Source organism: Ruegeria sp. CDSC051, assembly GCF_059610665.1.
In genome coordinates, this window is the sequence record NZ_JBXWOC010000001.1 from 91,544 (window position 1) to 105,470 (window position 13,927).

Below are 13,927 nucleotides of genomic sequence, written 5' to 3' on the forward strand. Positions count from 1 at the left end.
CTATGGGTGCCAAAATGGCAAAACTATGTACCGTCTGACACCAAATTTGAGCTCATTACTCTTGAAACAATGTAAATGATTTCATCTTCCCTAAAATCGCCGCCAGGCACGGGGGCAGACAGCCCCCAGCAGCTCCAAGCGTCAATCCTGATTGGGCAGATAGTCGTCGTAGTATTCGGCCGAAACCAAAACAAATTTTCGCCCCTTGTCGTCGATAAAGTGCACAGGTTCATTGGTTCCAACATGTAAGACGTCATGGGTCTGCCGCGTTAGAAATCCAACCGAAATCGGCTTCTCCATTGATGAGGGATTGACGCCAACTTTCAGAGCGATCGCGTGGCGAACTAGGGTTTCCGGATCGATGCCTTCCTCGCCGGCGATCTGCTGCGGTCGCTCGAGAAGTGCATCTGGAAGCTCTATGGTAAGGTTAGGCATTCAACTGTCCGCTAAAATTCCGTCATCGGCGAACCTGTATTGCGGTTTCAGATGACAATGTGATCGTATGGACCAGTATATACAAATTCGAAAAGAGGTTAAGGTTGGTTGAACCAGATTTTTTGCTGTTAAATGTGAAGCTTGCGAAGCTTATGAATGCCGTCAGGGCGGAGCGATCGAAGGCCTATTGTCTTTCAATTTGGAGTGATTTCATTCGCATCCGGGACGGGTTTCGGTGTGTCGACTGTCATTCAGCAGATCGGTTGTCAGCACATCATATCTTTAGAAAAGTTTTGGCCCCACCAGCACAATTCGACCCAGGAAACGGGATAACACTATGCAGAGAGTGCCATAAAATCTGCCATGCAGGCTTTAACCGGCGGCCTAATTTATCTCTACCAGTAGACGCAGAGGGTGGAGAAAAGCTGGATTCCATGGAACGATTATACGGTGTCCTGCACCAAGACTCTGTGGAACGAGGCTTGGTTTATGAGCCATTCTACTCAATCAGCGACATAGTTATTTCGACATTGAAAAAGATGCAGGGCTACACGGAGGATGATTGCTTCCCAGGTTCAACACTTCAGCAGGCATATACGATCCTCGCTACATGTGAGAAACAAACCCGGGACGCTATCTTGGCGGCTAACGGGTTCACCGTTGACTCCGATCCATTTTTGCCGGGTACAATGCAAGTTATCTGGAAATAAGCTGTCAGATACAGCTCATTGAAACGGATTGTGCATCCCGAACAACCTCGGTCGCCCGAAACTGCTCGAAATCTGGTTTCATCCTGAGAAGTCAAGGCCCACCCGGGTCACCGAGCTGCCAAGTCGATGAATCAAGTTCAATGCATACTCGTAACGCAAATGGCCAATGATCTTTGTCTCGTGGCTAATTATTTTCAGATTAAGGGTTGCCGGGTCTTGCTCAGCACGGGAGACCACTAACTCCATGTTAGCTGACAAATTGCCTGAATCTTCGGCAAAGAATACGCCGACACTAGGCATCGCGGATGCGTCTGGTGCGATGGAGTAGACCTTCACGTCGTCTGCATCCTGAAAAAACACGAAACGGTTAGACTGCACGAATTCTGGCAGTACGTTCATTTTTAGTGGATGCAGCTTTACAGCACTAAACCGGAGCCTGTTGCCTTGCAAGGCACATTGACTTGCTGGGATTTGCGTCGGGACTGTGTCACACAGTGGGGAAACACATACCCATAGTTCACTCTTAACCTCGAAGACGTGACCAGTCTGTACATGCCAGCCACGAGGTTCTTGTGTGCATGCAAGAGCGTTATGCTGCAGACGTGCCCTAATCTGTTCGGTTTCGTCGCCGATATCGATACCGTAGCGAAATTTCACGCGCTCTAAGTTTTCTGCTACTGTTGGCTGCCTATCATCGTTCGTCAGACGAAGTGCAAAGTCCCTAACGCTTGGTAGAAGCTGGGCCAAAATTCCATCAACATGTCGCTTGGAAACTTCATCGACCTTAGTTTTCAGAGCCTTGTCATCAGAATTTAAGATGTCGGTATACCAAAGAGCTGACGAATGGTCGTCACTCAGTGCTCTATCTTGCATTTGAACACCGCTTTCTTCCAGATCAGCCTGCATCTTGGCCAAAACCAATCTCGAAGGCTTTGGGGACCAGTCATAAAGTGCTGTTCGAAGGCTATCCAACAATGGTATTTGGTCAGGTTTATAAGAGAACGTCAAAAACACCTTGTCTGACCGGATCCATTTAATATCGCTGGTGTCCTTGAAGCGAATAGGTCCAATGTCGAAGGGGCACATCAACTTTTGTTCGATGGATTTCTTTTCAAACTCGAGTAGGGCAGACTGGGCGAGAATTTTGTGATGTCTTTGATCTAACCCAGTATCCTCAAAGAGTTTTGCAAGTCTGGCAAATTGCCCCCCAGCCGATGATAAACTCCGGAGAATTTTCGGCTCCTGCAAATAGCGTGCATACTGTTTAAAACCTACTGCTGCTTCCAATTTTGCAGCAAAATTTTCGACATGCGTCGCCGCTTCATAGGCTGCCTCAAGTCGCGTTTCCTCAGCGTCTGTCAACTCTTCCATAGATGGGGTGAGAAGGCCCAAAAGGTAATTTTTGAACACTGCTTCAAGATCCTGTTGTGTGTTCACAACAACAAGATTGAAGTGGGAGTTCTTCATGAGTTCTCGGGCAATATTCAATGATCTTACCCAGTTTTCTCCATTATCAGGATCTAGCTGGTAGTCCAAAATCAACAGGTCAGTTTGATGAAGGTGTGAAGCACCTTGAATTTCGTCCTCCGCAGAGAGTGTTTGCGCATCATGGATATCAAGAATGTATTTCTTCTCTTGGGACCTAAACTCGTCTACCACACGTTTAATAGGCTCCGGATTTGACCACCAAGATTTTTTACTCGAAAATTCCTTTTTGGTTTCGGTACGAGCTAGCGAACCTTCCAGAATCTCTTCTAGTGTTGGGTAGTCATCATCAACGATCACGACGGAACGGATAGGGGCGACAAATGCCTCCTCGACAAAACCCATATATCTTTCATTCATTTCCAGCTTCCAGGCCATTGAATTTTATTACAAAATTTGCGCCGTTAAGAACTATATCTTCCGACCTAGTTGAGTACGCGATTGAGTGTCCACCAGCAACGAGATTGGCTTTCGACAGATACAGGCCCACGCCGCGGCCCCCGTGAATTTTGGTGGTAAAAAATAGTTTGAATAGGTTGTTGATGTCCTCGGGTTGGATGCCTGGCCCATTGTCTGAGACAATGACTTTTTCGTCCCTCATATCTATGATGATTTTCCTTGCGGTAGTGTCGCTGGTGCCAAGCCAATAGATGCTGTTGTTCACTAGGTTTATGAAAACGGGCAACAGGCGAGAAGGTTGATCAAAAATGCGGATTCCTTTGAACTCAGGCGTCGGTTCAAATTGTATCTCATTGCGTTTTAGTGTTGGGGCAAAGAACTCTGCAATGTAAGTCGCTATTTCTTCGCCGGTAATCCATCGCTCAACTCTGACCCCAGACAATCGCAAAGGAGATAGGAACCGAAGCTGGTCGGTTAGCCCTTCATATCCAACTCTAATATCTCCGACAGCCTTGCTGTTCTTAAGCTCGTCCGGCAATTGAGAAAGTCCTGAAGAAATGATGTCGTCAAAATCTTGAAGGTCGTGACCAGTTATTTCTACTGCGATTCCGAGTTGAGCCAGGCTGTTTAACCTATCAAGTTCCGCTCTTGCATCTGCTAGATCCTCCATGCCGGTGGTAGCTAGGTGCTCGAGATCTATGCTCTCCTTAAGGCTTTCAATAGCCCTAAGATAGGGTTCAAAGATTGCCTCGTTTTCTTCCGAAAGGTTGTCCTCTAACTTGGTGAGTTTGCTAGCTGCTGAATGAAACGTTTCGCGTTCGATCTTGAAAAGCTGTAAAATTGCTTCTGCATCATCCATGAACAACGACTTTCGTTGATCTACTAAGTTAGTAATCCGCTGGAATTCGGCAGTTTGAAGCGAGCGGATTGTGTTTCTCCATTGGTTTAACTGCCCACCAAGCCGATTCCGGGATTTCTCTGCTTGTCTTTCGAGAACAGAAAGTGGATCCGTTGGTCGAAATTCCTCTACTTTTTCAGATACTTCTTGCGTGATTCTGGCATGCAGGCTTTTGGCTTCGGCGGCTTGCGTTCGGTACTTAGAGTATTGTTCTTTTTGTCTTGGAGTCATCGAGCGAGGCGCACCGAGGATAGTAGCGGGTGGTAACCGCTTTTTTAGCTCTGCCACCATGTCTTGCGCAGCATTGAGTTCTGCATCTGAATCAATTGTGATGCTTTGGGCGCTTTCGTGCAGGTCTTCGAGAAGCCCAGGTAGCAGAGCGGATTGTTCCTTTAAGTTTTTCTTGAACCCTCGGCTGTTCTTTTCCCTTAACTTTTGCCGGTTTTCAGCGTCGCGTTCTTGTTTTTTGGCCTCGCGGACCTCTGGCAATAACTCTTTACGAACCGCGGCATCCGTACCGAAGTACTTCCGCGCCGACTGCATTAAAATGTTATCAACAAGGTCTTTCAGCGCTTTTGCCGCGCGGTTGTCCAAAATCCCTTCCCGACCCGCCTTGTCGAGCAAATTTGGGTTTCCCTGCCTTTTGATGGCTAAACGGCCAAACATTTGCCTGTGATTCCAGAATTCTCTTCCAGCGTGCCTCGTTCGACGCTCTTCGATTTCAAAAAAATCGTTGTCGGGCCGGCCATAAGGTAGGACACGCAGACCGTCTCGGAAAATCATGAAACCTGCATAAAGTTCAGCTAACTCCTTGATGCGGTCATGTTCGGCTTTTTCATGGGTGGATTTGCTGTACTCAAATTCCATAGCCGAAATGTAAATATCAAAGCTGCCCAAGCGTGTGTTAGCGCGTTTTGGAATCTCTACATCTGTTTTGGGTAAGATTTTCACTTTGTCGGGGAGAATGCGCCCGAAAGCTTTGACGGTACCGCTGAAAACGCCGTCCTCATCCACCGTACCAGATAGACAATGTTCGAGTTTTTCGACTTGGCGACGCGAAATTCCCTTCTCCCGGCTAATAACGACGGTCGGGAAAAGGTTTTTCCAAACGGTTACCTTGTACGAGAATTGGCGATAGAAATCTGGTAGTTTTTTTTCTTCTAGATCAACGTATGGATCGATAAAATTCGCCAACGTCTCAGCGAAGTTCTTTCGTGTTCGTTTGATCGATTGGTTGTAGGGTTCTGAAGCCAGTTGAGCCTTTAGATCGTAGTTGATGCCCGAGACCATCAATGCCGTGCCACTGTCTACATCATCACTATTCCCTACCCAATCAGTCAAGTGCTCTGTCGAAAACTGGGCGCTTGAGATCGAGTTGATAATGTCTCTTGAGTTGTTTTCCTTTTGCCGTTCTGGAAGTTTATCGAAGGCACGCCAAGCGTCAATTATGCGTTTTATCTCAACGTCCTGGGCTTCTTTCTCTTTTTGGTTAGCAGTCTCTTTAGGTTTTGGTGTGAGGTTTTCTAGCAAAGCTTCGGTTAACGAAGGAAGTTGATTAAAAACATCCTCTAAGCTTGAGACCTCGATTGTGGGAATGATTACATCCCCTAGATTGAGAAATGGATTTTCAAAGAGCCGCCAATCCAGCAACGAAGCGATGAAATCTTGCTCTACTCTCTTCGAAATTAGAAGCATTGTTGGGCCCAAGTTGGCACATGAAAGTCTGCCGATACCTTTTTGGCCTTGTTTTTCGCGCTTTTGGAGTCCCCTGCGGTCAGACAAAGGAACCTCTTCAGCAGTCGCTTTGGATTCAGTTCCGATGACAAGCCATCGCTCGAAAAAATCAACTTTGTTCATTCCGTGACCATTGTCTGAGACAACGGCAACGGGGTTAGATGAGTTTTCGAAAATATCTAAAGAAACCTCGGTCGCATAAGCATCGAATGCGTTTTTCCAGAGCTCCGAAATCGCCGTAGGGCAATCGGCAATTTGTTCCCGTCCAAGATGATCGACGGTTCTGGCCCTCATTTTGAAAGATGATTTTTCTATCACGGGTGCATCTCGCATAGCTCGCCCACGTTATTTCCTTGCTTAAGCTCACTTTCCCTCAGATATGCTGCTATGGCTGAAATTAGAGCCTCACCAAGTTTTATCGGGACAGCGTTTCCAATTTGTTTTCCGGCGGCGGTAAGGCCTCCAACAAATTGAAATGAATCTGGGAAGGTTTGAATTCGTGCCGCTTGCCGAACCGTTATTCCATGGTGTTCTGTCGGGTGAACAAACCTCCCCTTTGAAGGGTTTATACAAGCGGTAGTCATAGTCGGAGCGGGTTTACGAGGGTCTATCCGGCCGTACACATCTTTGTGCCCGTCGTGTGCTTTGTGACAAGGTAAGACACGTCCAGAATCTCTACGTGAGCCTCCGTTCAAAGGTGTGCGGCGGAATACTTCGATGAGCTCTAGACCGTGCTTCATATGGATGTCGTTGGGGTCATCCGATGCAGATGGTTCAAATGCGTGTGAGCAAGTTAGCCACTTTTTCAAGTTTACATGATGCCCGTCTGCGTGATGCGTTTGAGCGGGTGGCCAGACAAAGGAACCCGTATCAACTGGCTCTCGCATTCCAAGGATAAAAACTCGCTGACGCCTTTGCGGGACGCCGTAATCTCGCGCGTCTATCTTACAAGGAGGAAACACACTGTATCCGCTTTCCTTTGCCAGTTTATAAAAGGCCTCAAGATATTCTGCATGACGCGGCCATAACAAACCGGGGACATTCTCCATTAAGAAAGTTTTCGGCTGAAGAGCTTTGATGAAATCAAAATACCTATAGATGAGCGCGTTTCTTGGATCGTTCACACCAGCGCCATTAATGCGATGTGTTGAAAATCCTTGGCAAGGCGGACCGCCTAGTAGGATGTCGCATTCACTTCCGTCTTTAAAATGCGCCTTTGCTAATGTAGCTGGATCTATTTCTCGGATGTCCTGTGAGTACAATTTGGTGGCGCGCAGTGCGTTAGTCTTGCAGAGGTTTTGCTCATAGGATGCAGATGCATGACGGTCATTCTCAACGGCGAAAACGACTTCACAACCAGCGTTTTGGGCTGCCAAGGAGAAGCCTCCGGCGCCACAGAACAAGTCAACGACTTGGATGGTTGGATTTGTAATTTCTTGCCAGCTTTGCATTGTTGCCTCTTCAGGACCATCTTAATTATGATGGCTTCTCGATCTTATTTGTTAACCTGTGTCTCGCCTTCGGCAGATTCCATTCGTGCTTCCAGGTCGGCAGCAACGGCTTCGTAAAGGGCCGCTTGTTTGTCACGTAAGGAACCGGGTTTTGGTGTCCGCCTGCGAATTCTTGCGGCCAACCAAAACAGAATTTTTGCAGCGGGATCTGAAATCTTCTCGGGTTTGGGTAGGGGGTATTTTTCCTCTAGTAGAGCTACTACTTCTGCATTCATGCTGCGGTTATTGTTGTCGGCAGCCAGTCGTATGCGTTCGCGCAGCCCTTCAGGAAGGCGGACGATAAATTTGTCCTGATTCTGCGTCTTCTGCTCTGTCATAGTGGCACATTGCCATAATAATCCCTTGATGCAATGATGGCTATATGCCACTATATGGCTGATAGCCATAGGTGATGCGAATGAATTGTCGAAAGCCCATGCAACTCAGGTTGCCGCAAGAATTGAAGGACTGGATCAAATCAGAAGCCACGCAGAATGGGAGCTCGCAAAACTCCGAAGTCATTCGGGCAATTCGTGCAGCCAAGGAGGCGCGCGCTGTATGGGAGGCGCAGACAAATGAATAGCAGTATTCAGTTGATCTCAACTAAGGAACTCGCCGTCTCGTTTGGCTACGATGTACCATCGACCGCTTTTTATGAGTTTTGCCGCCGAGTCGGTATTTTACCTGTGCCCGGTAGGCGAGGGCGGTATGATCCTAAGCTCGTTAGAGCGAAGCTAGATGTTGCACAGGGCATGCAAACGTCCATCGTTGCCGAACGCGACGCCCAGTCGATCAGCTTAGTTGCTCAGCGGAGGGCACGTCTTGCCCAAAGGTAAGCTGCCAAAAGGGGTGCATCGCGTGCGGCGCAAAGTTGTAGGCGGCATTAAGTACCACTTCTATGCATGGCGAAAAGGCCCGAAGTTCTGGGAAGATGTCGTTCAGTTTCCTAATGACCCCGCTTTTTTTCATGCCTTTACCGAGGTTACTAAGCAGCCAGAAGCGGGTGTCATGATGATCAAGCATCTTGTTGAAGATTTTTTGTCAAGTGCAGCTATGCCTAAAGCTTCACGGTCTCAAGCCGATATCAAACTCTGGCTAAGCAGATTTGGTGAAGAATTTGGCGACGACCCCGTTGCAATGTTTGAGGAGCGGGAGTCTCGAGGTGAGGTTAACACTTGGCGCAAACGTTGGATACACTCTCCGAAACAGCATGATATGGCAGGTGCCCACGCGGCCCGTTTGCTAAACTGGGCCGTTGAAGAAGGGCGGCTCGGGGAGCACTATTGTCACAGCTTGAAAAAGCTATATAGCCCCGATCGAACGGAGATAATATGGTCGAGTGCTGACGTAGCGCTTTTCAACAAGCACGCACCCGATTGGGTGCGGCGCATACTCGCTGCCGGGTGTGAAACAGGTCTTAGAGTTGCTGACCTGGTTGAGATCAAACTGGCTCAGTTCGAGGACACCACGACCGGCCAGAGACTTCGTTTCCGCACAAGCAAACGAGGTCGCGTTGCCTATATTCCCGTGACACAGAATCTGGCCAAACTAATTGCTGAGACTCCTGTGGGTCAGGAAAGGCTGTTGGTTTCGGAGCTCGGGAGGCCGTTGACACCTCGATGGGCCTCTAACCAGATCACCAAATGGCGACGCGAAGCCGAAGTTCCTCCTTGGAAAGATGGCCGTGAGAAAACCTTGGCCGACACGCGCGGAACGGCGGCGACTAGGCTTCTTAATGCCGATCTATCGTTGCGCCAAATTGCGACGCTCATGGGTTGGTCTGTTCGCTATGCCGCGCAGGTTATCGAGTTATACGCTCGGGTGAGTCCAGATGAGAGCGATGCGGTTTTGTCCAAGCTTGAAAAGGCAAAACTGCGAGAAAAGAATCCAAAACTGTAAACGCAACTGTAAACGGTGAGACCAAAACACTGATAGGAGGAGACTAAGTGCTTGAAATCAAATGGAGGCGAGTACCGGAATCGAACCGGTGTACACGGATTTGCAATCCGCTGCGTCACCACTCCGCCAACTCGCCTTTTCAAGTAATATCAAATACTTGCCGTGGTGTGACAGGCGTTTTAGCAGCTTTAATCCGGGGCGTCCAGTGGGTTCGGTCTAAATTTGACGAACTGAAAATTGGATCACCCAATCGGATCACTCTAAAATCTTCACGACAGACGAAAGTTTCCGCTTGCGGGCCGTTGCTGGTTTGCCCGGGATGTGGCACAAGCCCAGCAACCTTGGGAAATGAATGAGCGATCCAATGACAGATTTCGCAGCCCGCCGCCGCACCATGGTCGATACGCAGGTCCGGCCTTCGGACGTTACCAAGTTCCCGATCATTGATGCCATGCTGTCCGTCAAGCGCGAGAATTTTGTGCCAGACGCGCAACGCGAAGCCGCCTATGTCGAGGGTTTGATAGAACTTGAGGCTGGACGCTGCATTCTGGAACCGAGAACACTGGCCAAGATGCTGGATGTGCTGAACATTACCAATGATGAGGTTGTTCTGGATATTGCTCCGGCGCTGGGATATTCGACGGCTGTTGCAGCCCGTATGGCGCAGTTGGTCGTAGCGGTGGAAGCGGATGAAGCGCTAGCTGCCGAAGCGCAAACGCTGCTGATGGAGGCTGACGCGGATAATGTGGTTGTTCACGTGGGGCCGCTGGATGAGGGCGCTGCCGAGCATGGGCCTTATGACGTGGTCATGATCCAGGGCGGCGTAGAAGAGGTTCCGTCTGCATTGATTGACCAGCTTAAGGATCATGGGCGTATCGCCTGCCTGTTCATGGAAGGTGATCTTGGGACAGTCCGTATAGGCCACAAATCAGGCGATCGCGTTACCTGGCGCCAGGCATTCAACGCCAGTGCACCTGTTCTGAAAGCCTTCTCGGCCGAGAGTGCATTTTCGCTATAGTCGGCGGGCAGATTTATCTGCTGCCTTGATTAGTTCAACACAAAGACGCAAACTGCCCTCAGGGCTGCGTTATTTTGATTTGAGAGGATTTCGCCATGCGTTTTGCAGCAGGAGGAAAGCTGGTCAGGACTCTGGCAGTGACTGCGGGTATTGCTCTGGGCACGTTGCCCGGTAAGGCGGTTTGGGCCGATAACCTGACCGATGCGTTCATCGGAGCTTATAATACCAGCGGTTTGCTGGAACAGAACCGGGCGCTGCTGCGGGCTGCGGACGAGGATGTGGCGATCGCGCTGTCGGCTTTGCGCCCTATTATCAACTGGACCGTCGCGGTTAGCCAAGACTATACGCGCAGCAGAAACAGTGGTGTTACGAACAGTGTTGATCCTTCGAACTTCTTCTCGGGCCTGACGCTGAGCCAGCTTTTATACGATGGCGGAGCCTCGATTCTGGGCAAGCAATCAGCGCAGGAAACGGTGCTGTCGACCCGGCAGGCGCTGATCGATATCGAACAGCAGGTCCTATTCCGCGCGGCGACCGCTTACCTGAGTGTTCTGCTGCAGGAAGAGACCGTATCGATTCGTCAAAACAACGTTGAACTGTCCGCAGAAGAGCTTCGCGCCTCGCAGGATCGTTTCGAAGTTGGGGAAGTTACCCGCACAGACGTCGCATTGTCTCAGGCTCAGCTTGCAAGCTCGCAGGCCGATCTGGCGAATGCGCGCGGCGATCTGAGCACTGCTCAGGCGGAATATGTGAACGCAGTTGGCAAACTGCCGGGCCGTACTGCTGGTCAGCCCAGCCTGCCAAACTTGCCCCGGTCCCAGAGCGAGGCCGTCAGCCTGGCCCAACGCAATCACCCATCCATTCTGTCCGCCCAGCATCAGGTGCGCGCCCTTGATCTGGTCGTGCAGCAGCAGCGCGCGGGCCTGGGTCCGAATGTCAGCCTGAACGCTGATGCGGGCGTCACCGAGAGCTATGATGACGACGATTATGTGAATGATGCGAGTATCTCGCTGAACTTCAGCCAGCCGATCTATGCGGGTGGTCGACTCGCGGCAAGCGTGCGCCGCGCAATGGCCTCGCGGGATGGGTCACGTGCCAATCTGCTGAATGTGCAAAAGAACATTACGCAGGGTGTGTCTGATGCCTATGTTCGGTTTCAAACTGCAAGCGCAAGCCTGAGGGCCTCTTCGGAACGTGTACGCGCCTCGGAAGTTGCGTTTGATGGTATCCGCGAAGAGGCAACTTTGGGTGCGCGGACCACTCTGGACGTGCTGGCTGCTCAGCAGGATTTGCTGGACGCGCAGCTTGCCGAAATTGCTTCCAGAACCGAGCGATCTCTGGCGGCTTATCAGTTGCTGCAGGCCCAAGGTTTGCTCACGGCCGAGCGTTTGGGTCTGGCGGTTCAGATTTACGATCCGACCCTTTACTATAATCTGGTGAAGAAAGCCCCCGCGCAGGTCAGCAAGCAGAGCAAAGATCTGGATCGGGTCCTGAAAGCACTGCGTCGGGACTAAACACCCAATACTGCCTGTTGTGAGGTCTGCATTGTTTGGCTACACTCGGACCTGAGGTTAGAGCGGTAGAAAACAATGACAGACAATGTCGTGAACTCCGGGATCGAAGACGTACTGTCATCGGTCAAGCGGCTGGTCAGCGAAGAAGGTCGAAAAGTTCCCGATCTGGTGCGTTCCAAGTCAGAGCGAAAGCCAGGGCGGCTTGTTCTGACTGATGCGCTCAGGGTTGGCGAGCAAACAGGTGTCGAGACGCAGCCTTTCAAGCTGGATGCTGAGTACAGCGCTGAAAAATCGGTGAAACCGATGCTTTTGCGCGCCTGCGATGTTGTTGCGGGTGATGAAGCGGAGTCGGCTACAGAGCATTCACCTGATCCAGTTGCGGAAGAGGGCATAGCCAAAAGTCTAAGTGCCAAAATTGAGGCGCTGGAAGCCGCGATCGCCAGGACCGAAGATCAGTGGGAGCCCGACGGTGACAGCGTAGATGCCTATTCAGGAACGCCAAATCAACCGTTGGAATGGCAACCCCAAGACGAAGCCCCAGATGCAGAGACTGAGACTGTTGAAAAGGCAGTGTTTGTACGGGACCCAGAGGTATCGGCTGCCGCGGATACAACAGGTTCAGAAGCAGATGCTGCCATGTCCCGGCTTGATGACGATGGCTTGCGCTCTTTGATTGCGCAGGTTGTTCGTGAAGAACTGCAGGGCGTACTGGGTGAACGCATTACGCGGAACGTTCGAAAAATGGTTCGCCGCGAGATCTACCGTGCGTTGGCCGAGCAAAAAGCCGAGTGAAAGTCAGCCTTTAATCGGCGTTTCAGCCAGTTCCAGCAAGCGATCCAGATCCATATGTCGTTCCAGATGGTCGGCCAGACGATCAAGCGTATCTTCGACACCGTCCTCATAGTGCAGGGTGGAAGAGACTCCTAAAAGCTGTAGGTAGTCGGCCCGAAATTGATCGGATGAGAATATACCGTGTAGGTAGCTTCCGCGTATCCGGCCAGTCCGATCAGTTGCGCCCTCCGGGCGGCCCTCGACCTCCAGCCAGGCGCGGGTGCAATCATTGCCTTCGGTGCGGCCCATATGGATCTCATATCCGGTTAGCGGTTGGTGCCCCGGCAGGGCGCGTGCAGTCCGCAGGGTCACCTTTTTCTCGCCGACCATAACGGTATCCACATCCAACAGCCCCAATCCATCGACTGTACCTGGCCGCCCGTCCACACCATCGGGATCAGCAATGGTGTTACCTAGCATTTGGTAGCCACCGCATAATCCCAACACGTGACCGCCACGTCGCACATGGGCATAAAGGTCGATATCCCAGCCCTGCGTACGAAAGTAAGCCAAATCGCCAATGGTTGATTTGCTTCCGGGAAGCAGGACCAAATCCGCATCGCCGGGCAGCGCGCGGCCAGCGGGCACGATCTCGACCGTGATGCCGGGTTCTGCCGATAGCGGATCAAGATCATCAAAATTGGCCATCCGTTCCAACTGAGGGACTGCAACCTTGCAGGAACCGCCACTGTGCGACCGGATATCCATCATATCTTCGGCTGGCAGCTTCCAGGCATCGTCGAACCAGGGCACAACACCGATACAGGCCCAGCCTGTTCGAGCGGCGATGTCATCCCGACCTTCGTCGAAAAGGGATACATCGCCCTTAAAGCGATTGATGGCAAAGCCTCGGATCATTGCCAGATCGCCAGCATCCAGCACGGCCTGAGTCCCGACGATCTGAGCAATTACCCCACCTCGGTGAATATCGCCGACAAGTACGACCGGCACACCCGCGGCGCAGGCGAAGCCCATATTGGCAATATCACCCTGACGCAGGTTGGTCTCGGCCGGGCTTCCGGCCCCTTCAACCAACACCAGATCAGCGTCGGTGCAGAGCCGGTCAAAACTCTGGCGCGCGGCTGTCATCAGCTTGGATTTATCCTTGCGGTAATCGCCAGCCTGCATCGTTCCGGCGCGTTTGCCCTGAATGATGATCTGCGCGCCTGTATCTGTTTCAGGCTTCAAAAGGACCGGGTTCATATCCGTATGTGTGGCGCGTCGTGCCGCCAACGCCTGTAGGGCTTGCGCGCGCCCGATCTCGCCACCATTTTCGGTTACTGCGGCGTTATTCGACATGTTCTGCGGTTTGAACGGCGCAACCCGCAGGCCTCGGCGCGTATAGGCGCGTGCCAATCCGGCCACCAGAACCGATTTTCCAACATTGCTGCCTGTGCCCTGAATCATGATGGCGCGAACCATGCCGAGTCTCCTGTAAGCTAACGCGCAGATGACCTGATTTAACGGTGAAGGGAAAGCCCCGGATGACGTGGCATTGTCATCATTTTTCAGTC

The 13,927-nt window shown here is 51.1% G+C and carries 11 protein-coding genes and 1 tRNA gene; 5 read left to right on the top strand and 7 right to left on the bottom strand.

Features of this window, described 5'->3' with window-relative positions:
* Positions 1–141: 141 nt before the first annotated feature.
* From AC2FH0_RS00435 to AC2FH0_RS00455, 5 genes are all read right to left on the bottom strand, one after another.
* On the bottom strand, positions 142–435 hold the full coding sequence (locus tag AC2FH0_RS00435; protein ID WP_496788275.1) for a hypothetical protein: 294 nt from the start codon (positions 433–435) through the stop codon (positions 142–144).
* A 788-nt stretch (positions 436–1,223) separates the two neighbouring features.
* Positions 1,224–3,008 carry a response regulator receiver domain gene (locus AC2FH0_RS00440; RefSeq protein ID WP_496788277.1) on the bottom strand — a complete coding sequence of 595 codons (1,785 nt, stop codon included), beginning with the start codon at positions 3,006–3,008 and terminating at the stop codon, positions 1,224–1,226.
* On the bottom strand, positions 2,983–5,979 hold the full coding sequence (locus AC2FH0_RS00445; protein WP_496788278.1) for an ATP-binding protein: 2,997 nt from the start codon (positions 5,977–5,979) through the stop codon (positions 2,983–2,985). The genes AC2FH0_RS00440 and AC2FH0_RS00445 overlap by 26 nt, the downstream gene beginning before the upstream one ends.
* The gene (locus AC2FH0_RS00450; protein ID WP_496788279.1) at positions 5,976–7,112 is read right to left on the bottom strand and encodes a DNA cytosine methyltransferase; all 1,137 of its coding nucleotides are present in this window, start codon (positions 7,110–7,112) and stop codon (positions 5,976–5,978) included. The genes AC2FH0_RS00445 and AC2FH0_RS00450 overlap by 4 nt, the downstream gene beginning before the upstream one ends.
* A gap of 44 nt (positions 7,113–7,156) precedes the next feature.
* Entirely contained in the window at positions 7,157–7,489 is a 333-nt protein-coding gene (locus AC2FH0_RS00455) for an Arc family DNA-binding protein (protein ID WP_496788280.1), read from the bottom strand.
* A gap of 98 nt (positions 7,490–7,587) precedes the next feature.
* On the opposite strand from AC2FH0_RS00455, the gene AC2FH0_RS00460 reads away from it, so the two are divergent.
* Together AC2FH0_RS00460 and AC2FH0_RS00465 are read left to right on the top strand one after the other, a co-directional pair.
* Positions 7,588–7,734, top strand: coding sequence for an Arc family DNA-binding protein (locus AC2FH0_RS00460; protein ID WP_496788282.1), 147 nt, complete (start codon positions 7,588–7,590; stop codon positions 7,732–7,734).
* 239 nt (positions 7,735–7,973) lie between these two features.
* Positions 7,974–9,050: a tyrosine-type recombinase/integrase gene (locus AC2FH0_RS00465; protein ID WP_496788283.1), complete on the top strand. Its 1,077-nt coding sequence runs from the start codon at positions 7,974–7,976 to the stop codon at positions 9,048–9,050.
* A gap of 62 nt (positions 9,051–9,112) precedes the next feature.
* On the opposite strand, the gene AC2FH0_RS00470 is transcribed toward AC2FH0_RS00465, so the two are convergent.
* A tRNA-Cys gene (locus AC2FH0_RS00470) sits at positions 9,113–9,186 on the bottom strand.
* A gap of 228 nt (positions 9,187–9,414) precedes the next feature.
* Between AC2FH0_RS00470 and AC2FH0_RS00475 the strand changes: the two genes are divergently transcribed.
* The 3 genes from AC2FH0_RS00475 (at position 9,415) to AC2FH0_RS00485 (ending at position 12,374) form a co-directional block, all read left to right on the top strand.
* A complete protein-coding gene (locus AC2FH0_RS00475; RefSeq protein ID WP_142635071.1) occupies positions 9,415–10,068 on the top strand; it encodes a protein-L-isoaspartate O-methyltransferase family protein in 654 nt (217 codons plus the stop codon).
* 95 nt (positions 10,069–10,163) lie between these two features.
* Positions 10,164–11,582, top strand: coding sequence for a TolC family outer membrane protein (locus tag AC2FH0_RS00480; protein WP_496692410.1), 1,419 nt, complete (start codon positions 10,164–10,166; stop codon positions 11,580–11,582).
* A 75-nt stretch (positions 11,583–11,657) separates the two neighbouring features.
* Positions 11,658–12,374: a hypothetical protein gene (locus AC2FH0_RS00485; RefSeq protein WP_271947944.1), complete on the top strand. Its 717-nt coding sequence runs from the start codon at positions 11,658–11,660 to the stop codon at positions 12,372–12,374.
* A gap of 3 nt (positions 12,375–12,377) precedes the next feature.
* On the opposite strand, the gene AC2FH0_RS00490 is transcribed toward AC2FH0_RS00485, so the two are convergent.
* The gene (locus AC2FH0_RS00490; protein ID WP_496788284.1) at positions 12,378–13,835 is read right to left on the bottom strand and encodes a cobyric acid synthase; all 1,458 of its coding nucleotides are present in this window, start codon (positions 13,833–13,835) and stop codon (positions 12,378–12,380) included.
* Positions 13,836–13,927: the final 92 nt, after the last annotated feature.